Below are 18,615 nucleotides of genomic sequence, written 5' to 3'. Positions count from 1 at the left end.
GCCGTGCGTCAGGTGAGTGATCGGTCGACTCGCGACACATAAACGGCGCACACGACACGCCGCGAACACTCGCCGTGGTTTATGTCTCGTGGTCCTCGGGCGCCGGCCGACCGGCTGAATCAGCGGGTGCTGGTGCGGTCACCATTCGCCGCGGGCCACGAGCACCTCGCGGAGCACATCCGCCCGATCCGTGATGATGCCGTCGACGCCGCTATCGAAAAGTGCGTGCATGGTGTCCGGGTCGTCGACCGTCCAGGCGTGCACCTGGCGTCCGGACTCGTGCAGGGCGCGGACGAGTCCGCGCGTGATGATCGGTATCCGACCCAGCCGTGGCGGCAGCTGCAGGCAGTCACTGTCCCGCAACAGCTGCCAGGCATAGGCCCGGCTTGCCGGCGTTTGGGCCGCCGGCAACGCCAGGAACGCGCCGATACCCGCCGAACTGGCCACCCGCCTGGACAGCAGCCTCAGCGCCCGACGCCGACGGCGTTCGGAAAACGAGGTGATCAACACCCGGTCGTGCGCCTTCATTCGCTCGATCACCTCGACGGTGGGAACGACGGCGGACGCGGACTTGATATCGATGTTGACCCGTATGTCCGGCAGCGTGGCGAGGAGCTCTTCGAGGGTCGGTATCGATTCTCCCGCGCCCAGATGCAGGTGGCGGACGTCGCGCCAATCCGAGCGGTCGATGGCGCCCGTTGCGCCCGCGTCCGACCTGAAGGCGCGGTCGTGCAGGATCACGGCGACGCCGTCGCGTGTCGCCCGAACGTCGGTCTCGATGTATCGAAACCCAAGCTTGGCCGCCTCGCAGAACGCTCCCATGCTGTTCATCGGCCACTTGAACGACGTAAACCCCCTGTGCGCCATGGCGATTCGCCCGGCACTACGCAGAAACTGCACGGTGGGCACGCCGCGATCAGCCATCAGCCGCCTGCACGGCTCACCGATCCAGGCCCCATTGGCCGTAGTCGGCCGCCAACACCTCGTCGATGTCGACGTTGATCCCGCCAAGGAGCGGGCTTGGGTTGCTTGGGCTGTTGACCACGGACTGGTAAAGAACCGCGGCGGGTTCGCGCGCGCCGTGCGACCACGACTTCGTCTGCCAAGCCCACCGGTGCCCGGGTGTGGTCGAGTTCCCGACGACGCCGTCCCGGATCGCCCAGCCGCACGCGTTGGCATGCCCGTAGATGCCGGTGCGGCCCACGCCCAGCGCGGAGTTGATGCCCCGAAACCACTGCACCGCAACGCTGTTCCAGGTGTTCTCGTCGATGTCGTCGTCGACGCTGAAGAATATCGGCGCCGAGCCCGGGCCCCCCGCCGCGGCGTGCAACCGTTGCGCCGTCCGGGCATCGGCCACCCCGCCGTCGTAGCCGCGGGTGTAATCCGACGGGTCCGGCCACCCGGGTTTGCCGTACTGGAAATTGCTGACGATCTGCAGACCCGCGGCGCGCAGCGCGTCCGCGTACTCGCGGGTGATCGGCTTCGCCTCGAAATTCGCGCCCGGCCGCGACTCGGAAACGTAATTCACCACCCCGGCATAGCCCGCCGATTTGATCTCGTCCGGCGAAATCCTGCGCTCGGCGAAATCGATCAGCCGCAGGTCGGCGGCGAATGCCGTCGGCGCGGCGGAGTTGGCGGCCGAGGTCACGAAGCTGAGGAAAGCGGGCGCCACGGCAAGTTTTAGGACGTCGCGTCGCGACGCCGATCGCCGTCCGCGGCGTTCGCCTGATGCAGCCGAACCCTGCACCGCGCGATGGTAACAAACAGCTCAGGACCGGTGCTGCGACTGCGCGGCACCGAACACCGTCGGCTTGGGCCCCCCGCGGTGCGCCGGCGGAGGTGAGGAACACCCATCGCCGACTGCCGCGCGACTGCGCAGGCGCGCGCGCATTCTCCGCCGAGTGGCCGCTCGGACTCTGGTCAACCCCGGTCGGGGCCGGGTGGCATGATCCTTAAGTGCCGGATTTCCGTGGGATCGTTTTCGCGGGTGCCGGTGATGTTCGAGCTCGTTGCGCTCGATTAGGTGATCGAACTATAGTCTGGACACATGTCCAGTTTGCTGTCACGGAGTTCGGGAGTCCGTTGACCGCGATGGGTTCGGCGCTGTTCCGCGGTCATTCACCAGCAAAGAAGAGTTGAGTATGCGAATTGCCCTGCTGTCCTACCGTAGTAAAACTCATTGCGGCGGACAGGGCGTCTACGTGCGCCATCTCAGCCACGGACTGGTGGAACTCGGTCATGACGTCGAGGTGTTCTCCGGCCAGCCCTACCCCGACCTGCTCGATCCGCGGGTGCGGCTGACCAAGGTCCCCAGCCTCGACCTCTACCGCGAGCCCGACCCGTTCCGCGTGCCGCGGCCCAGCGAAATCCGTGACTCGATCGACCTGTTGGAACTGCTTACCACCTGGACCGCCGGGTTCCCGGAACCGCGGACGTTCACCATGCGCGCCGCCCGGTTGCTGGCCGGCCGGACCGCCGATTTCGACGTCGTCCACGACAACCAGAGCCTGGGCACCGGACTGCTCACGATCGCCGGCGCGGGCCTGCCGGTGGTGGCCACCGTGCACCACCCCATCACCCGTGACCGGGTGCTCGACCTGGCCGCCGCGCGGTGGTGGCGAAAACCGTTGGTGCAGCGATGGTATGGATTTCTCGGCATGCAGCAGCAGGTCGCACGCCAGATTCCCGACCTGCTGACGGTCTCCTCGTCGTCGGCCGCGGACATCGTCAGCGACTTCGGCGTCTCCCCCGACCAGCTGCACGTCGTGCCGCTGGGCGTGAACACCGAGCTGTTCAAGCTGGCGTCGCGGCCCCGGCAGGCCGGACGGATCATCGCGATCGCCAGCGCCGATACGCCGCTCAAGGGGGTGCGCACGCTGCTGCACGCGGTGGCCCGCCTGCGCACGCGCAGAGATCTCGAGCTGCGCCTCGTCGCCAAGGTGGAGCCCAACGGTCCCACCCACAAACTCATCGCCGAGCTCGGCATCTCCGACATCGTCCACATCACCAGCGGGCTTTCCGACGCCGAGCTCGCGGCGCTGTTCGCGTCGGCCGAGGTCGCCTGCATTCCGTCGCTCTACGAAGGGTTCTCGCTGCCCGCGGTGGAGGCCATGGCCAGCGGGACGCCGATCGTGGCCAGCCGGGTGGGCGCACTCCCCGAAGTCCTGGGCACCGACGGCGCGTGCGCCGAGCTGGTGCCGCCCGCCGACGTCGACGCGCTCACTCGCGCGCTCGGTGACCTGCTGGACTCGCCGGAGAAGCGGCGGAGCCTGGGCGAGGCGGGACGCACCCGCGCGGTCAACGTCTTCAGCTGGGAGGCCGTGGCCGCGCAGACGGTTCGGGTGTATGACCGCGCGATCGCCCGTAACACCGCTGCGTCGGCGACCGAGGGGGAAGCGCGATGCTGACGGTGGATTTCGACCGGCTGCGGATCGGGCCGGCCACCAAGGTCATCGACGTCGGTTGCGGGGCCGGCCGGCACGCATTCGAGGCGTATCGGCGCGGAGCCGACGTGGTCGCGTTCGACCAGGACGAGGCCGAATTGCGTTCGGTGGACACCATTTTGCGCGCGATGGCGGAAACCGGGGAGGCGCCCGCCGCGGCGTCGGCGAGGGTGGTGGTCGGCGACGCGCTGAAGTTGCCGTATGCCGACGAGACGTTCGACTGCGTGATCGCGTCCGAAATCCTCGAGCACATCCCGCATGACGACGCCGCCATCGCCGAACTGATCAGGGTGCTCAAGGTGGGCGGCACGTTGGCGGTCAGTGTGCCGCGCTGGCTTCCGGAGCGGGTGTGTTGGTTGCTGTCCGACGAATACCACAGCAACGAGGGCGGCCACGTGCGTATCTACCGGGCCAGTGAATTGCGCGCGAAGATCCTCGATGGCGGGATGCAATTGACGCATGCCCACCACGCGCACGCGCTGCACGCCCCCTTCTGGTGGTTGAAATGCGCCGTGGGAGTGTCGAACACCGAGCACCGCGCCGTGACCGCGTACCACAAACTCCTGGTGTGGGACCTGATGCGGCGACCGAGGGTGACGCAGTTGGCCGAATCGCTGCTCAATCCGCTGGTCGGCAAGAGCGTGGCCATGTACTTCGTCAAGCATCCGGCGGCAGAAAGCCAAGCGACGGTGGGATATTCAGTTGCGTCGGGTTAACCCACCCTCGGTCGCGGGCGTCCTGTCCCCCGAGCAATGCCGGCAAACCGCGCGGTCCATCGCGGCCATCCAGGAACCCTCCGGAGCCATCCCCTGGTCCGAGGGCGGCCACACCGACCCGTGGGACCATGTCGAGTGCGCGATGGCGCTCACCGCCGCCGGACTGCTGGAACCGGCGCGCGCCGCGTTCGACTGGAGCCGACGGACCCAGCGGGCCGACGGCTCCTGGCCGATCCAGCTCCGCGCGGGGGTCGTCGAAGACGGCAACAGCGACAGCAACTTCTGCGCCTACATCGCCACCGGTGTGTGGCACCACGTGCTGGTCACCGGTGACCGGCGCTTCGCCGCACGGATGTGGCCGGTGGTGCACAAGGCGATCGACTTCGTCATCGACTTGCAGGTCGGCTATGGCGAGATCTGTTGGGCCCGAAGCGAAGCCGGTCTGCTGCAGGAAGCGCTGCTGACCGGTTGCGCGAGCGTGTTCCACAGCATCCGGTGCGCCCTGGCGCTGGCCGCCCTGGTCGGCGAGCCGCAGCCGGAGTGGGAACTGGCGCTGGGCCGGCTCGGCCATGCGATAGCCGCGCATCCCGAGGCGTTCACCGAGAAGGACCGCTACTCGATGGACTGGTACTACCCCATCCTGGGCAGCGCGCTGCGCGGACCCGAGGCGGCCGCGAGAATCCGAGAGCGCTGGAACGATTTCGTGGTCGGCGGCCTGGGCATTCGCTGTGTGGCCGACCGGCCGTGGGTGACCGGCGCCGAGACGTGCGAACTGGTGATGGCGCTGGACGCGATCGGCCAGCGGTCGGCAGCCCATCGGCAGTTCGGCGCGATGCAGCACCTCCGTGAGCAGGACGGCTCGTACTGGACCGGTTTGGTGTTCGCCGACGGGAAGCGCTGGCCCGAGGAGCGGACGACGTGGACGGGTGCGGCGATGATCCTCGCCGCTGATGCGCTGTCTAACACCACCGCGGGCGCCGGGATCTTCCGCGGGGAGGGACTACCGATAGGCCTGCAGACCGACTTCGACTGCGAATGCGTTGCCACCGGCCCCGGCTGGTGACCTGAGTTCGGTCAGATCAGCGCGCCCGGTTCGCCGCTCACGCGTTCGAGCACCCGCAGCGATCCGGTCGCCGAGACCTCCCGGAATTGGCCGGAATCGATTGCGCGGCAGTAGATGTGATACGGGGGCCGCCCCCCGTCCCGGGGATCAGGGAACACGTCATGGATGGCGAGCGCCCCGCCGACGGCGACCCACTTCGCCCAGCCGTCGAAATCCTGGTTCGCCGCGGCCTCGCTGTGGCCGCCGTCGATGAACAGAAACCGCAGCGGCGTGCGCCATCCGGCGGCCACGACCGGCGACTTGCCCACGATGGCGACGACGTGGTCGTCCAGCCCCGCGGCGTCGAGCGTGCGACGGAACGTCGGCAGGGTGTCGAACAAGCCCGTGACCTCGTCGACCAGCGAGGCGTCGTGGTACTCCCAGCCGGCCTGGTGTTCCTCGGAGCCGTGGTGGTGGTCGACCGTGTAGAGCACGCTCGCGGTTTGTCGGGCGGCCGCGCCGAGCAGCAGCGTGGATTTGCCGCAGTAGGTGCCGATTTCGACACCGACGCCGCCGCCGAGATACTGCAGCGCGGCGTCGTGAAGCGCGTGCCCCTCGTCGGCGGGCAGGAACCCCCGCACCTGCTCGGCCAATGCGAACAGGCGCTCGGTCGATCCGACGTCGGTGTGACTCACACCGAAGAACCTATCGGTCACCCGCGGCACCCGATCGGGGTGGTCCAAGGCGGCCGGCAACATTGACCAGCGGCGGACGCGGGATCGCTTTACGATCATGCTGTGCTCGCCCGCAGACTCGGTGACATCGGCCTGGCCGCGGTTCTGACCGCGGCCGCGCTGGCGCTGCCGGCTGCGCTGCCGTCGCCCGCGATTCCCCGCGCCGCGGCCGCCAACTGTCCCCCGGTGCAGGTGGTGTTCGCCCGCGGCCGGATGGAATCGCCCGGAGCGGGCGCGCTGGGCAACGCCTTCATCAGTGCGCTCCGGTCCAAGGTCAACAAGAACATCGGCGTCTATGCCGTCAATTACCCCGCCGACACCGAGGTCGCTCAGGGCGCCAACGACATGAGCCGCCACGTGCAGGACATGATCACCAACTGCCCGAACACCAGGCTGGTGCTCGGCGGCTACTCGCTGGGCGCGGCGGTGACAGACGTTGTGCTCGCCGCCCCCATCGGCGCGTTCGGCTTCGACAGCCCCCTGCCCTCGGGCGCCGACCAGCACATCGCCGCCGTGGCGTTGTTCGGCAACGGCAGCCAGTGGGTGGGCCCGATCACCAACTTCAGCCCGGTCTACAACGACCGGACCATCGAGTTGTGCCACGGCGCCGACCCCATCTGTAACCCGGCCGACCCGAACACCTGGAAAGCCAACTGGCCCCAGCACCTGGCCGGTGCGTACATCGACGCCGGGATGGCCAACCAGGCCGCCGACTTCGTCGCCGGCAAGCTCTGACCCCTCAGGCGGGGCTCCGCGCCGGCGTCCCCGCAGAGAACCGGGCCAGGAAAACAATTGTTGCCCATCGCTTTTCGCGACCGACTCGCTTTGTAGCGCGAAAGGCGACGGTTGCAATGCGAAAGGTCAGGAGGGTGGGGCCCGCGAGGGACCCGATGGTCGGCGTGCCGGACGCGCAGAGTTATCGGATCGTTTTTGCGGGGCGATTAGCTCGGCCGGGCGAGTAAGACCGCTTGCCACCTTTGGCGCAATTTGCGCCCGGAAATTCTCAGGCCGAAGTGTTTGTGCTCGAGTACAGCTTGAAGTCGCGGACGAGCGGGACCACCTCGCCGCCGGATACCGCGGCGCGCTGACGGGCGTGGAAAGCGGGGTGGCGGCGCATCGCCTCGCTGCGCTCGCGCTCGTGTCGCTGGGCCGCAGTCCATCGCGGATGGGACTGAAGGAAAATAACCGTCGCTCCCGTTGTATTAGCCACGATCGTTAACTCCTCTCAGCGCAACCCGCAAAAGCTCTACGACTTGTGGTTATCGGCTTGTGATCCAGAATGCCCGGACGATCCTGAGACCAAACCACCCACAAAGTTGAGAATTGGCCGTGAATTTTGATTAATCCATCAGCCGCTTCACGCCGACGTCCGCGCTGGCCCGCCTGCGATCCGAAACGTTAGCGGCAGCCACCGACAACAATTCCGGCTTCTGCCCCCGGGCCGGCGGCTGCTATGGTCCCTTGCGTATGCCCAAGATGGATCGCCGCCGCATGATGTTGACGACCGGGATCGGCGTGCTGGCAGCGGCGCTGCCTGCGCCGGAGGCCCGGGCCCGCCCCTCGGGACGGGGCCTGCCGGCGGATCGCCCACCCGCTCCCGAAGCGCCCAGCGGCCAAACCGGCACCTACATTTTCCAGGACGAATTCGACGGTCCCGCCGGCTCGGCGCCCGACGCCTCGAAGTGGACCGTGGCCAAGGCCCGCGAGACGATCAAGGACCCGACGTACTGGGAGCAGCCCGATCGCATCGGGCAGTACCGCGACGATCGCCGCAACGTCTTCCTCGACGGCAACTCCAACCTGGTGCTCCGGGCGGCGAAGGACGGACCCACCTACTACAGCGGCAAGGTTCAAAGCCTCTGGCGGGGCGGGGTCGGCCACACCTGGGAGGCCCGCATCAAGCTGAACTGCCTGACCGCCGGCGCCTGGCCGGCTTATTGGCTGGGCAACGACGACCAGGGCGAGATCGACGTCATGGAGTGGTACGGCAACGGCAGCTGGCCCTCCGCCACCACCGTCCACGCCAAAGCCAACGGCGGAGAGTGGAAGACCCACAACATCGCGATGGACAGCGGCTGGCACACCTGGCGAACCCAGTGGGACGAGGCGGGCATCCGGTTCTGGAAGGACTATGCCGACGGCGCGCAGCCCTACTTCGACGTGCCGGCCAGCTCTCTGCCGGATTGGCCGTTCAACGCGCCCGGCTACACGGTCTATCCGGTGTTCAACCTCGCGGTGGCGGGTTCCGGTGGCGGCGACCCAGGGCCAGGGTCCTATCCCGCTGACATGCTCGTGGACTGGATGCGCGTCTGGTAGCTCACGGGGTGAGCAGCACCGTCGCGCTCCAGGGCCTGCTACCGGGATGACGCGGATCCGGCTGGGGCAACCAAGCGAGCGGCCGCATGAAAATCGGTAACCGACGGAACCGGTTCGCGGCGACAAAGAGCGACTGCGCCTGTGCGACGCGCCAGCCGAGGTCCTCGAAGAACGCCAACCCGTTCTCCGGTGCGAACTTGAACGGTGCGTTTTGGCGCATGCCGGCCATCTTCTCGTTCATCATCTTCTTCAAGCCGGGGCCGCCGAAATCAAGCATCCACCAGGCCACCTCGGGCCGCTTGAGCGCCGCGGAGAGCGCGACGACGTCGCTGGTATCCAGATACATCAACAATCCCTCGGTCAGCACCAGCGCTTTGGTCGCGCCACGCAGGGCGTCGTCAAGGAAGGCAGCGCGGGCCTGCGGTTCGGCCAGGTCGACGGCAACCCGGGTCAGCCGGCAGTGCGGTGTCTGGTCGGCGAGCGACTGCGTTTTCTCCTCGAGCAGCCTGGGCAGGTCCGCCTCCACCCACGTCAACTCCGGCGGAACCCGCAACCGGTACGGCCGGGTATCCAGGCCCGCGGCCAGGTTCAGCACGCGGTCGCAGCCGTCGGCGATCGCTTGGGCGATGGTGTCGTCGATGATCTTCGTGCGCGCGACCAGCCACCATCCGTTGCGGCTCGACCTCGGGACGTCGGCGACGATCTCACGGCCGTGTTCGCCGGCGAGGCGCTCGGCGAGTGGGTCGTTGAACAGCGCGTCGCGGCGGGCCGATTCGGTCGCCCGGTGCAGCGCGGTCCAGCGGGCCGTGTCCGAGACGTGGGTGATCGTGTGCCTGGGGGTGGACATACCTGCGTTATAGCAGCAGCCGCGCCGGCCTATTGACCGGCCTTGCCCCCCGCGAACCACGCTTCCGCCACCGTCCGGGTTTGGGGCGGCGGCAGGGCGGCCTCCCCCGTGCCGAGCTGACCGACCTTGACGGTCCACGTCGCCGACGAGCGGTCGATGCAGCTTCCGGCGCCCTGGCTGGGCAGCCACAGCACCGAAAGGTTGGCATGTGGGTCACCGCACCAGTAGGCGCCCTCGTAGCCGTCGGCGCGCCAACCCCAGGCCCCGCCGTTTCGGAGCCGGCAACGGGTGCCATCGTCGAGCGTCAGCGCAAACGGGTCCGGGGTGGCGGGCGCGGTCACGGGCGGAAGCGGACGGTCATACGTCACGCGATGCATGCTCTTGTCCCAGGGATTATCTACGCACAGCAGCGATCCGGCCGTCGACGGCCAGCAGGTGCCGGCGCCCGCCGCGCTCGGCGAGCAGGAGTAGACGTTGTCGGCCACGGCGGACGGCGACGCCGTGCTGCAGTCGCTGGCCTCGCCGACATTGCCCGGTCCGGACGCGACCCGGTAACCGTTGATCGGCTGGCCATCGGGGCCGACGGCCACGACGGTGATCTGCTGGGTGGGCGGCGGGTCGGCGGCGGCCGTCGCGGGCAGCGAGAGGACCGCGATCGGCAGCGCGACGACGGGGACGACGACGATTCGCGACATCACGTTCACCGCGCAAAACCTTTCGTTCGGCGGGCTCTTGTTGAAGGGTACGGTGCGCATATGACCGATCGAAACCGTCGTTTCCTGCTCCGCGAACGCCCCACGGGCCGCATCGGCCCCAACACTTTCGAATTGACCGAAGAGGCGATCCCCGAGCTCAACGACGGGGAGGCGCTGGTGCGCGTCGGCTGGATCTCGCTCGACCCGACGAACCGGATGTGGATCAACGACACCCCGACCTACCTGCCCCCGGTCGGGCTCGGCGAGGTCATGCGCGCCGCCGGGATCGGCGAGGTGGTCGCGTCCAAGAGCCCCTCCTACGCGGTCGGGCAGCAGGTGCAAGGGCTCCTCGGCTGGCAGGAGTACGCGGTGCTCACGGACACGGCGATGGTGAACCCGGTGGAGGTGGCACCCGGCATCTCGCCGAGCGCCTACCTGGGGGCGCTCGGGATGACCGGGCTCACCGCGTGGATCGGGATCCGCGACATCGGCAAGCCCCGACCCGGCGAGACCGTCGTCGTCTCGGCGGCGGCCGGCGCGGTGGGCTCGGTCGCCGGGCAACTGGCCAAGGCGGCGGGCGCCCGTGTCGTCGGGATCGCCGGTGGTCCCGAGAAGTGTGCGCTGCTCACCGATCAGCTGGGCTTCGACGCGGCGGTCGACCACCGCGCCGACGATTGGGCCGCCCAACTGGCCGCGGCGACACCCAACGGCATCGATGTCGACTTCGAGAATGTCGGGGGCGACCTGATGGACGCCATCTTCGCGCGCCTCAACATCGGCGCCCGTGTCGCGCTCTGCGGCCTGATCTCCGGCTACAACGCCGAAGACCCCCCGCCCGGTCCGCGCGCGTTCGGGAACCTGCTTATCCAGCGGGCCACCGTCCAGGGCTTCATCGTCCTCGACCACTTCGGGCGCGCGGCCGAAGCGATCGGCGAGATCGCCGGCCTGATCGAAGCGGGAAAGCTCACGCCGCTCGAGACCGTCGTCGAGGGGTTCGAGCAGCTGCCGACGGCGATCAACATGCTGTTCGACGGCAAGAACGTCGGCAAGCTGGTGGTCAAGATCGGCTGATTTCAGCCGAATTCCAGGAGGGCGTAGACCCCGCGGTAGGGCTTCGCGGGCGGGAACCGCCAGAGCGCGGGGTACAGCGTCCCGAAGAACACCCCCCGCCCCGCGGGCATCGGTACGTCGTGCACGGCGCGGATTCCGGGCGTCGTGCGCGCCAGCTGCGCAAGTTGACGCACCGACAGGCTGAACGGCATCGGTGGCACCCGGTAGCACTTGGAGGAGCGCAGCCCCTTTCGTGCGACCTTCTTGACCACCGTTGGCGGTAGGTCGAAGAACATCTGGCCGCCGGGGAAGCTCTTGGCGCACTGGGAAATGAGCCCCAGCGCCGCGTCGGGCTGCAGGTACATCAACAGGCCTTCGGCGGTGATGAACACGCCGTCGCGGGCGTCGACCTCGTCGATCCAGGTGTAGTCGAGGGCGGATTGGGCGAGATAGGTCATTCGCGGCGGATGCGGCAGCAGCCGCTGACGAAGTTCGACGACCGGGGGCAAATCCACCGAGACCCAACTGAATTGCGGGTCGGGCAGCGCGCGGTCCAAGCGCCAGAAGGACGTCTGGAAGCCCTCCGCGAGCGCGACGACGGTGGCCCGGGGGTGGGCGGTGAGGTAGTCGATCGCGCATCGGTCAACGGCCAGCGAGCGCAGCGCCATCTCCTGGCCGCGGCGGCCGAACTTCTCGAAGTCGAAGTCGATGGAATCGACGAGCTTGACTGCCATCGGATCGTCGATGATCGCGTCGGGGCGCGCCGCCTGGTGTGCTCTTCCGTAGAGCGTCAGCAGGGCCGTCTCGGAAACACCGGTGAGCAGCCGCGCGTCCACCTTCTTGTGGTCATCTCCCATCACGCGAAGCCGTAATCGCTGGGCAATGCGCCGGCCAGCAGCCCGGCTACCACGGCGCCGAGGCCGCGTCGATGGGGATTGCGATCTCGTTACGGCGCCGCATCGGCACCGTCCAGGGCGGGTCGTAGAACCAGGCTTCCCCGTCTCCGGTGGGCTCAATCCCCTTGTCTTGCAATATCTTCAGGAGTTCCGCGGTGCGGGAGGCGACTGCCTTGGGGCTCCGGTCGCCGGTGAATCGCAGCACCGCCACGGTCGCGGGCGGCACCGTGACGAGCCGGACCTGATCGTCGTCGGGCGCGGGCAGCGTCTCCATCGTCCACTTCGCGGGCATGAAAAAGCGGATCGCCCAGCCGGCCTCGTCGCCGGCGGACTGGACGACGGGCGCGGTCATCGCGATCTGCCGGCCGCCCGGGCTCGACTGCTGGCTGACGGGCGCGGTCATCGAGATCGATGAATTGTCCCGATTGCCGCCGAATATGTAGCCCGCCAGCCGCCGGAACCCGACGTCGCGAGCGCGGTTCTCGTCGGCGTCGACGATCGTCTCGGCGGCAATCCGCGGACCGTAGCGCCGTATCTCGACGGTGTCGGTGATCCGTTTATGTGTGTACGCCGGCTCCTCGAGGCCGACCCGCACACCACCGACCGCCAGCAGCGATTCGGCCACCTGCGCGGCGATCTTGATCGGGTTCATCATCTGGTCGATCTCCTTTTAGCGTCGCGACGGCACCACGTCCGATGCCGGTAGCGCAGGGGCCGGCGCGTGCCCTGATCGCATCGACCCACCTACGCCATGGTGCCGCACGGCGGGTCCGCCCGAGCGCGACGCCGACCCGCCCTCGTCTTTCACCACGAGATGGGCGTGCGCCCGTGCCTCCGTCGTGCGGACAACGTTGGGATCGGTAGCCCGCGCCGCGATTTGTACTTGACGCAACGACGACGCCACTCCGGCGCCGCCTCACGAAAGGAAGTCAGAAATGAAGATCGTCCCGGCCAGCATCGAAGACCAGATCAATCGGGTCGACCGGCAGCGCAGCCTCTACATCGGACTCAGCGCCGGCGCGGTCGCGCTATGGAGCGCGTACCGGCTCATCTGGGCCCTATACATCGGCATGACGTTCGGCTGGCTCTTCGGGTCGATGGTCTTCCAACTGGTGCTGTGGGGCGTGATCGGCACGGTCTCGGCGGTGGCGGCCTTCGGGTTCCTGACCCGCTACTCCAAGGGATCATGACCGCGGCCGTGAGCTGAGGAAAGCCCCGAATCCTGATGCGGTTCGGGGCTTTCCCGCGTCGAGGCGAAGTCGGTATCCGGCGGCTAGCGCAGTTGTTGGATACGGATCAAGTTGCCGGCGGGGTCGCGCACCGCGCAGTCACGGAGTCCGTACGGTTGGTCTGTCGGCTCCTGGACGATGTCGACGTCGTCGGCCTGCAACCGTTCGAAGGTGCGGTCGAGGTCTTTGGTGGCCAACAGCAACGTGGCGTAGCTGCCCTTGGCCATCATCTCGGCGATCGTGCGTCGTTCGTCTTCGGTGATGCCCGGGTTGGCGGCCGGTGGGTTCAGGACGATCGAAGTGTCGGGCTGGTTCGGGGGGCCCACGGTGATCCAGCGCATCTTGCCCTTGCCGACGTCGAGGCGGACCTCGAAGCCGAGCGTGTCGCGATAGAACGCGAGCGAGGATTCCGGGTCGTCGTGCGGCAGGAAGCTCGAGTGAATCGTGATGTCCATGGGGTCAGGCTAGGTGCGGCCCAGTGACCGGTGCTTCTCGATTCCTGACCGGTCTGGCCACGCACGGCGGCATTCCGGCCAGCGCGTCCACCGCCCGGCGTCGGTAGGTGCTCGGCGGCACGCCGACCAACTCGGTGAAGCGCGTGCTGAAGGTGCCCAGCGAGGAGCAACCGACGGCGAAGCACACCTCGGTGACGCTCAGGTCGCCGCGCCGCAGTAGCGCCATCGCGCGCTCGATGCGACGGGTCATCAGATAGGAGTACGGCGACTCGCCGTAAGCCCGGCGGAATTCGCGGCTCAGGTGGCCGGCGGACATGTGCACCTCGCGGGCGAGCGCCTCCACGTCGAGCGGGCGCGCGTACTCCCTGTCGATCCGGTCACGGACGCGCCTGAGCAGCGCGAGCGTCCGCAGCCGCGCGTGGTCGGATCCTGGGCGCACCTGTCCGCCCCTAAGCGCCGACCAACTCCGGATGGAACTTGGCGGCCATGCGGCGCAGCCCGTCCCGCCAGTCGACCGTCGTGCCCCCGATGAGTTCGTGCATCCGGTCACTGGTGGTGGGATTGCCGCGCAGCGCCTGCGCGCTCACCTCGAATACCGGCTCCTTGCCGACCAGTGAGCCCAGGTGGCCACACCACTGTTGAATGCTGACCGTCTGGTCGCCACACCAGTTGACCGTCGTGGCCGGGACCGACGCCACCTCGAGCAACTTCGGGATGGTCGCGATGATGTCGTCCTCGTGAATAGGGTTGTACTGCGCCGATTCACCAGGGGGGACCGGGATCGGGATGCCCGCCAGCATCATCTCCATGTGGTAGAACGGCCACCCGCCGTTGTCGCCATAGGGAACGTTGAGCCGGGCGATGGTGGTGGGCAACCCAAGAACCCGCGCCGTAGACCGGGCGACGACCTCCCCGGCGATCTTGGAGATGGAATAGGTGGGAAACAGGCACTTGTGGTTGTCGCCCAGGGCGGAGCTTTCGCTTCGGGGAAGGTCGTCCGGCGGGTCGTAGACGGCGGCGGAGGAACAGTGCAGGAAGGCCTTCGCGCCGCGGCAGTGCGCCATCAGCAGCCCGACCGATTCCGCGTTGGCCGCGAGATCCTTGTCCCAGTTCCCGCTCTTGGCCACCGCGAGGTTCAGGACGTACTCGAAATCGCTTGGCAGAGCTGTGAAGTCGCCGGCGGCCAAGTTGACCGTCTGGCAGTGAACGCCCGCTTTCTCCAGGCCTTCGCGTGCGGCCGGGTCGGTGAAGCGGGCGATGCCCCACACCTCGTTGTCGACCGCCAGCGCCCGCGCAATGGGGGTTGCGATTTGTCCGGTCGGGCCGGTGATCAGGATCTTCGAACCGCGCATGCGCTGATAGTAGGCGACGTTGGGACAACGCCCGGGCTTTCAGGGTTCATCGGGATGGGGGCCATCGCCGGGCCGATGAAAAGTGTGGGCAGCACCCCGCCGGCGCCGTTAGACTTGTTGCATCGCCCGGCTCAGCTGGTCCTTTGACGTACCGGCGCTCAACGCCCGCACAGGAGCAGTACGCACATGGAATCGATGTCCCATGACCCGGCCGCCGGTGCCATCGGGTTGCACGTCGTCGACATCGCCACCCGCGGTTTGACTTCCGGCGCGACGGCGTCGGCACCGGTGACCGCGCTGGTCCCCGCCGGGGCCGACGAGGTTTCGGCGCTGGCGGCCGCGGCGTTCGCCGCGGAGGGCGCCGCGATGCTGACGTTGAACACCGCGGCTCAGGAGGAGGTCGCCCGCACCGGCGTGGCCCTGACCGACATCGCCCGGATGTACACCCAGGTCGACGTCGAGGCGGCCGGTGCGTTGGACGTCAGCGGAGCCCGCATCGCCGGCCAGACCTTCGTCGGCCCGACCGGCGGCGGAATGCTGGGCGCAGAGGCGCCGGTCGCCGGCGGCCCGGTCCCCCGCACGCCGCCGCTGGCCAGCCCGGTCGCCGGAGTGCCGGTTGCCAACCCGTCACCGACGGTGCCGACCACCCCGCCGGTGACGCCGAGCCCGGTGGCGGCGATGCCCGGCGCGACCAACGCCGCGTCGACTTTGCTGGGCGCGGGCGCGGCCCCGCTGAGTTCGCTCGGCTCGGTGGCTCAGGGCGCGTCGGCCGGTAGCACCGCCGGACCGGGTCTGGCCTCGTCGCAGACCGGCGCCGAGGACGACGGCCGGCGCGACGAGCCGGGCGAACGCCTGGTGTAGGCGGGACCGTCAGCGGGTCACAACCCCGGCTGGTCCTCGATGATGCCGAGCCAGATCTGCGCGACGTCGATGGCGACCTTCTCGCTGATGAAGGCGTGCTGCGTGCCGGTGTAGATGTCGCGGAAGGCCCGCTCGAGCCGGCTGCCCTCCCGGATCGAACTGGTGCCCGCGACCAGGTGCGCCCACTCGGCGCAGCCGCGGGCCGTGTCGGTCGCGAAGACCGCCGCCACCCGCATGTCCGCGCGCAGGGTGGGCGTCAGGTCCTCCCCCGCCGCGACCGCGGCCTCGGCGGTGGTGAACGCGTCGAGCACCAGCAGACGCGCGGCGCGCCAGGCCGCGCGATGGTGCGCCAGCCCTTTCTGGAAGGTCGGGCGGCTGGCCAACGACGCCATGTCGCTCATCCGGAACTTCGTCGCCGCCAGTTCCTGAACGTCGTCCAGCATGCTCTTGGCGACGCCGAGCGCCCAGGACGCGTGACCGGCTGCGGTGACCGGCATCAGCCCCATCCGGGTGGCCGGCGAAGCCCCCCGGTACGGCTGACGCACGAAGAGCTCGAAGGTGCGGCTCGCCGGGACGAACACCTCTTGGGCGCTGTAGTCGTATGAGCCAGTCCCCTTGAGTCCCTGCACGAACCAGCCGTCGTTGAAGCTGATCTGATCCCGGGGAATCACCGCGACCCGCATCTCGGGGAAGCCCTCACTGATCCAGCGCATTTCGCCGTCGTCCATCGGGAGGAACCCGGCGGCGACGTACTGGGAGTGCCCGATGCCCGAGCCGAAATTCCACGACCCGCTCACCAGGTAGCCGCCGTCGACGGCGGCCCCTTGCCCGTTGGGAAAGAACTGGCCGCCCATCGTGACACGGTTGTCGTGTGCGGTGAACACCTCGGCGAAGCCCTCGTCGGGCAGGTATGCCGCCGCGGCGAACGAGGATGGCAGATTGGCGATGCCCACCCAACCGAAAGAGCCATCCTGCCAAGCCATTTCGATCCACGTCTCGATCATTTCGGTGAACGAGGGCTCGACCCCGCCGGCCTCGGCCGGGTTGAACGCGGACATCAGCCCGGTCGCCCACATCTCGCCGACGATCGCCGGGGTCAGCGTGCGCGCCCGTTCGGATTCGGCGGCCTCGGCGAGCACCAGCTCGCGCATGCCGCGGGCCAGTGAGACGACCCGGTCATCGGTGTCGGCTATCGAGGTCATTCACCTGTCCCATCGTCGCGACGGCATCACCTGGTGACCGTACCAACCGCTCAGAGTCGAAAAGAATGAAATTCGCGGGTGAGCGCGAGCGCGCGCGATCGGTCGCCCTAGCGTAGGGAGCGTGCGGTGGATCGTGGACGGGATGAACGTGATCGGGAGCCGCCCGGACGGTTGGTGGAAGGACCGCGCCCGCGCCATGGCCGCGTTGGTCGACAGACTCGACCGCTGGGCCGCCGCCCAGGGAGACGACGTGACGGTCGTGTTCGAGCGGCCGCCCTCGACGGCCATCCCCGCATCCGTGGTCGAGATCGCCTACGCGCCCAGGGCGGCCGCCAACTCGGCCGACGACGAAATCGTCCGTCGCCTCCGCGCCGACCCCCGTCCGCGCGACGTACGCGTGGTGACGTCGGACAAGGGGCTGAGCGAACGCGTGCTGAGCCTGGGTGCGTCCGTGCACCCCGCCGCCGGCTTCCGTGACCTCATCGATCCGAGGGGAACATGAACACGACGACCAATCGGGTCTGCGGGTTGGCGCGGATCGACATCCCGATCATCCAGGCGCCGATGACGTACATCGCGGGCGCCCGGCTGGCCGCGGCGGTGTCCAACGCCGGGGCGCTGGGCATCATCGAGACCACCTCCGAGCAGGGCCGAGCCGATCTGCGGCGCGTGCGCGACCTCACCGACCGGCCGGTGGGCGCGAACATCGCGCTGATCATGAACCGCGACCCGACCACCGTGGATCTGCTGGTGGACAACGACATTCGCTTCGTCACCACGTCCGCGGGCGATCCGCGACTGTTCACCGGCCGGCTCCACGAAGCCGGCATCACCGTCTTCCATGTGGTGGGCACCCTCGCGGCAGCGCGCAAGGCCGTCGACGCCGGAGTGGACGGGCTGGTGGTCGAGGGTGTCGAGGGCGGCGGGTTCAAGAACCGATTCGGCGCGTCGACGATGGTGCTGCTGCCTTTGGTCGCGGCGCACGTCGACGTGCCGATCGTGGCCGCGGGCGGGATCTGCGACGCACGTTCGATGGCCGCCGCGTTCGTTCTGGGCGCCGAAGGCGTGCAGATGGGCACCCGGCTGCTCGCCTCGGCGGATTCCCCGGTGCACACCAACCTCAAGCGGGCGGTCGTCGCGGCCGACGAGACGGCCACCGTGCTACTACCCCTCGACGGCAAACGCATGATGCGCGTCATCCGGACGGCGGCCGCCGAGAGGCTCGACGCCGCAACGTCTTCCGGCGAGGGCGCCGCGGCGCTGCAGCGGGTGCAGCGGCTCTACTTCGACGGCGACATGGACGCCAGTGTCGCCAACACCGGTCAGGTCGCCGGACGGATTTCGGACCTCCCCCCGGCCGCCGACATCATCGAGCGGATGTGGGTGGGGTGTCGCGAAGTGCTGGCGGACGCCGCGGGCCGGCTGGGGCAGCCGGGGCCTAGCTCGGGCGGCTCCTGACGTCGAAGACGACTTGTTCGCCCTCGACTTTGGTGATGCGCATGTGCGCGGTGTAGGGCTTGCCCTCCGGGCCGGTGAAGTGGCAGTCGAACTCCTGGCCGACCTTGGCTTCGACGCCCGACGGACAGTTCACGTCGGCCGGGTGGAATCCGGTTTGGCTCGAGACGACGTCGACGACGGATTTTGCCGCGCCGTCGGGTTTGACCGTCGTTTTCGTGCCGCACCCGGTGAGCTGCAGGCTCACCACGCCCACCAGCACCCCAGCGATAACACCGAACTTGCCGCCATTCACCGCCGGTACTCCTTTGCCGCCGAGCGT

General features: G+C 68.5%; 22 protein-coding genes. 10 read left to right on the top strand and 12 right to left on the bottom strand.

Annotated features, from left to right (window positions below; translation table 11 throughout):
• Positions 1-138 precede the first annotated feature (138 nt).
• Both A9X05_RS11740 and A9X05_RS11735 read right to left on the bottom strand, forming a co-directional pair.
• Positions 139-900 carry a glycerophosphodiester phosphodiesterase family protein gene (locus A9X05_RS11740; RefSeq protein WP_197499028.1) on the bottom strand — a complete coding sequence of 254 codons (762 nt, stop codon included), beginning with the start codon at positions 898-900 and terminating at the stop codon, positions 139-141.
• A gap of 40 nt (positions 901-940) precedes the next feature.
• The gene (locus A9X05_RS11735) at positions 941-1,648 is read right to left on the bottom strand and encodes a DUF1906 domain-containing protein (protein ID WP_231972784.1); all 708 of its coding nucleotides are present in this window, start codon (positions 1,646-1,648) and stop codon (positions 941-943) included.
• Between the two features lie 493 nt (positions 1,649-2,141).
• Between A9X05_RS11735 and A9X05_RS11730 the strand changes: the two genes are divergently transcribed.
• From A9X05_RS11730 to A9X05_RS11720, 3 genes are read left to right on the top strand one after another with little or no spacing between them, the layout of a single operon-like run.
• The gene (locus tag A9X05_RS11730) at positions 2,142-3,407 is read left to right on the top strand and encodes a glycosyltransferase family 4 protein (RefSeq protein WP_067781517.1); all 1,266 of its coding nucleotides are present in this window, start codon (positions 2,142-2,144) and stop codon (positions 3,405-3,407) included.
• Complete coding sequence (locus A9X05_RS11725; protein ID WP_067750605.1) at positions 3,401-4,159, top strand: class I SAM-dependent methyltransferase; 759 nt, start codon at positions 3,401-3,403, stop codon at positions 4,157-4,159. Before A9X05_RS11730 ends, A9X05_RS11725 begins: the two co-directional genes overlap by 7 nt.
• Positions 4,146-5,222, top strand: coding sequence for a prenyltransferase (locus A9X05_RS11720; protein ID WP_067781514.1), 1,077 nt, complete (start codon positions 4,146-4,148; stop codon positions 5,220-5,222). Before A9X05_RS11725 ends, A9X05_RS11720 begins: the two co-directional genes overlap by 14 nt.
• Before the next feature lie 11 nt (positions 5,223-5,233).
• On the opposite strand, the gene A9X05_RS11715 is transcribed toward A9X05_RS11720, so the two are convergent.
• Positions 5,234-5,896, bottom strand: a complete 663-nt coding sequence (locus A9X05_RS11715) for a class I SAM-dependent methyltransferase (RefSeq protein ID WP_067781526.1) — start codon at positions 5,894-5,896, stop codon at positions 5,234-5,236.
• A gap of 102 nt (positions 5,897-5,998) precedes the next feature.
• Here A9X05_RS11715 and A9X05_RS11710 point away from each other — a divergent pair, with 102 nt between their 5' ends.
• Together A9X05_RS11710 and A9X05_RS11705 are read left to right on the top strand one after the other, a co-directional pair.
• Complete coding sequence (locus A9X05_RS11710) at positions 5,999-6,670, top strand: cutinase family protein (protein ID WP_067781510.1); 672 nt, start codon at positions 5,999-6,001, stop codon at positions 6,668-6,670.
• A gap of 732 nt (positions 6,671-7,402) precedes the next feature.
• Positions 7,403-8,251 (top strand): family 16 glycosylhydrolase, encoded by an 849-nt coding sequence (locus tag A9X05_RS11705; RefSeq protein WP_067750596.1) that lies wholly within the window; start codon positions 7,403-7,405, stop codon positions 8,249-8,251.
• A 1-nt stretch (position 8,252) separates the two neighbouring features.
• On the opposite strand, the gene A9X05_RS11700 is transcribed toward A9X05_RS11705, so the two are convergent.
• Together A9X05_RS11700 and A9X05_RS11695 are read right to left on the bottom strand one after the other, a co-directional pair.
• Positions 8,253-9,098 (bottom strand): SAM-dependent methyltransferase, encoded by an 846-nt coding sequence (locus tag A9X05_RS11700; protein ID WP_067781507.1) that lies wholly within the window; start codon positions 9,096-9,098, stop codon positions 8,253-8,255.
• A gap of 29 nt (positions 9,099-9,127) precedes the next feature.
• A complete protein-coding gene (locus A9X05_RS11695) occupies positions 9,128-9,853 on the bottom strand; it encodes a hypothetical protein (RefSeq protein ID WP_231969122.1) in 726 nt (241 codons plus the stop codon).
• Between A9X05_RS11695 and A9X05_RS11690 the strand changes: the two genes are divergently transcribed.
• Positions 9,854-10,864 carry an NADP-dependent oxidoreductase gene (locus A9X05_RS11690; protein ID WP_067750590.1) on the top strand — a complete coding sequence of 337 codons (1,011 nt, stop codon included), beginning with the start codon at positions 9,854-9,856 and terminating at the stop codon, positions 10,862-10,864. It begins immediately after the preceding gene.
• Positions 10,865-10,866: 2 nt separating this feature from the next.
• Here the strand turns inward: A9X05_RS11690 and A9X05_RS11685 are convergent, their stop codons facing one another.
• Together A9X05_RS11685 and A9X05_RS11680 are read right to left on the bottom strand one after the other, a co-directional pair.
• The gene (locus A9X05_RS11685) at positions 10,867-11,700 is read right to left on the bottom strand and encodes a class I SAM-dependent methyltransferase (protein ID WP_067781505.1); all 834 of its coding nucleotides are present in this window, start codon (positions 11,698-11,700) and stop codon (positions 10,867-10,869) included.
• A 46-nt stretch (positions 11,701-11,746) separates the two neighbouring features.
• Positions 11,747-12,394: a heme-binding protein gene (locus A9X05_RS11680; RefSeq protein WP_067781502.1), complete on the bottom strand. Its 648-nt coding sequence runs from the start codon at positions 12,392-12,394 to the stop codon at positions 11,747-11,749.
• 280 nt (positions 12,395-12,674) lie between these two features.
• Here A9X05_RS11680 and A9X05_RS11675 point away from each other — a divergent pair, with 280 nt between their 5' ends.
• Positions 12,675-12,929: a hypothetical protein gene (locus A9X05_RS11675; RefSeq protein ID WP_067750584.1), complete on the top strand. Its 255-nt coding sequence runs from the start codon at positions 12,675-12,677 to the stop codon at positions 12,927-12,929.
• A gap of 83 nt (positions 12,930-13,012) precedes the next feature.
• Here A9X05_RS11675 and A9X05_RS11670 read toward each other — a convergent pair whose 3' ends face one another.
• The 3 genes from A9X05_RS11670 to A9X05_RS11660 are packed head-to-tail and all read right to left on the bottom strand — an operon-like array spanning position 13,013 to position 14,775.
• On the bottom strand, positions 13,013-13,423 hold the full coding sequence (locus A9X05_RS11670) for a VOC family protein (protein ID WP_067781499.1): 411 nt from the start codon (positions 13,421-13,423) through the stop codon (positions 13,013-13,015).
• Positions 13,424-13,427: 4 nt separating this feature from the next.
• Positions 13,428-13,862, bottom strand: a complete 435-nt coding sequence (locus tag A9X05_RS11665) for a helix-turn-helix transcriptional regulator (protein WP_067781496.1) — start codon at positions 13,860-13,862, stop codon at positions 13,428-13,430.
• A 10-nt stretch (positions 13,863-13,872) separates the two neighbouring features.
• Positions 13,873-14,775 carry an NAD(P)-dependent oxidoreductase gene (locus tag A9X05_RS11660; protein ID WP_067750576.1) on the bottom strand — a complete coding sequence of 301 codons (903 nt, stop codon included), beginning with the start codon at positions 14,773-14,775 and terminating at the stop codon, positions 13,873-13,875.
• Positions 14,776-14,961: 186 nt separating this feature from the next.
• On the opposite strand from A9X05_RS11660, the gene A9X05_RS32585 reads away from it, so the two are divergent.
• Complete coding sequence (locus A9X05_RS32585) at positions 14,962-15,636, top strand: PE domain-containing protein (RefSeq protein WP_067781493.1); 675 nt, start codon at positions 14,962-14,964, stop codon at positions 15,634-15,636.
• A 17-nt stretch (positions 15,637-15,653) separates the two neighbouring features.
• Here A9X05_RS32585 and A9X05_RS11650 read toward each other — a convergent pair whose 3' ends face one another.
• Complete coding sequence (locus A9X05_RS11650) at positions 15,654-16,838, bottom strand: acyl-CoA dehydrogenase family protein (RefSeq protein WP_067781489.1); 1,185 nt, start codon at positions 16,836-16,838, stop codon at positions 15,654-15,656.
• Between the two features lie 121 nt (positions 16,839-16,959).
• Here A9X05_RS11650 and A9X05_RS11645 point away from each other — a divergent pair, with 121 nt between their 5' ends.
• Positions 16,960-17,340, top strand: coding sequence for an NYN domain-containing protein (locus A9X05_RS11645; protein WP_067781486.1), 381 nt, complete (start codon positions 16,960-16,962; stop codon positions 17,338-17,340).
• A complete protein-coding gene (locus A9X05_RS11640; RefSeq protein WP_067781483.1) occupies positions 17,337-18,296 on the top strand; it encodes a nitronate monooxygenase family protein in 960 nt (319 codons plus the stop codon). The genes A9X05_RS11645 and A9X05_RS11640 overlap by 4 nt, the downstream gene beginning before the upstream one ends.
• On the opposite strand, the gene A9X05_RS11635 is transcribed toward A9X05_RS11640, so the two are convergent.
• Positions 18,277-18,615, bottom strand: a 339-nt coding sequence (locus tag A9X05_RS11635) for a DUF4333 domain-containing protein (protein WP_231978334.1), incomplete at its 5' end; no start/stop codon positions are given. The genes A9X05_RS11640 and A9X05_RS11635 overlap by 20 nt on opposite strands.

The sequence above is a fragment of the Mycobacterium sp. E3298 genome, assembly GCF_001666895.1.
Lineage (GTDB): Bacteria > Actinomycetota > Actinomycetes > Mycobacteriales > Mycobacteriaceae > Mycobacterium.
Note: the sequence above shows the minus strand (reverse complement) of the source record. Positions and strands in the feature narration are given on the sequence as shown.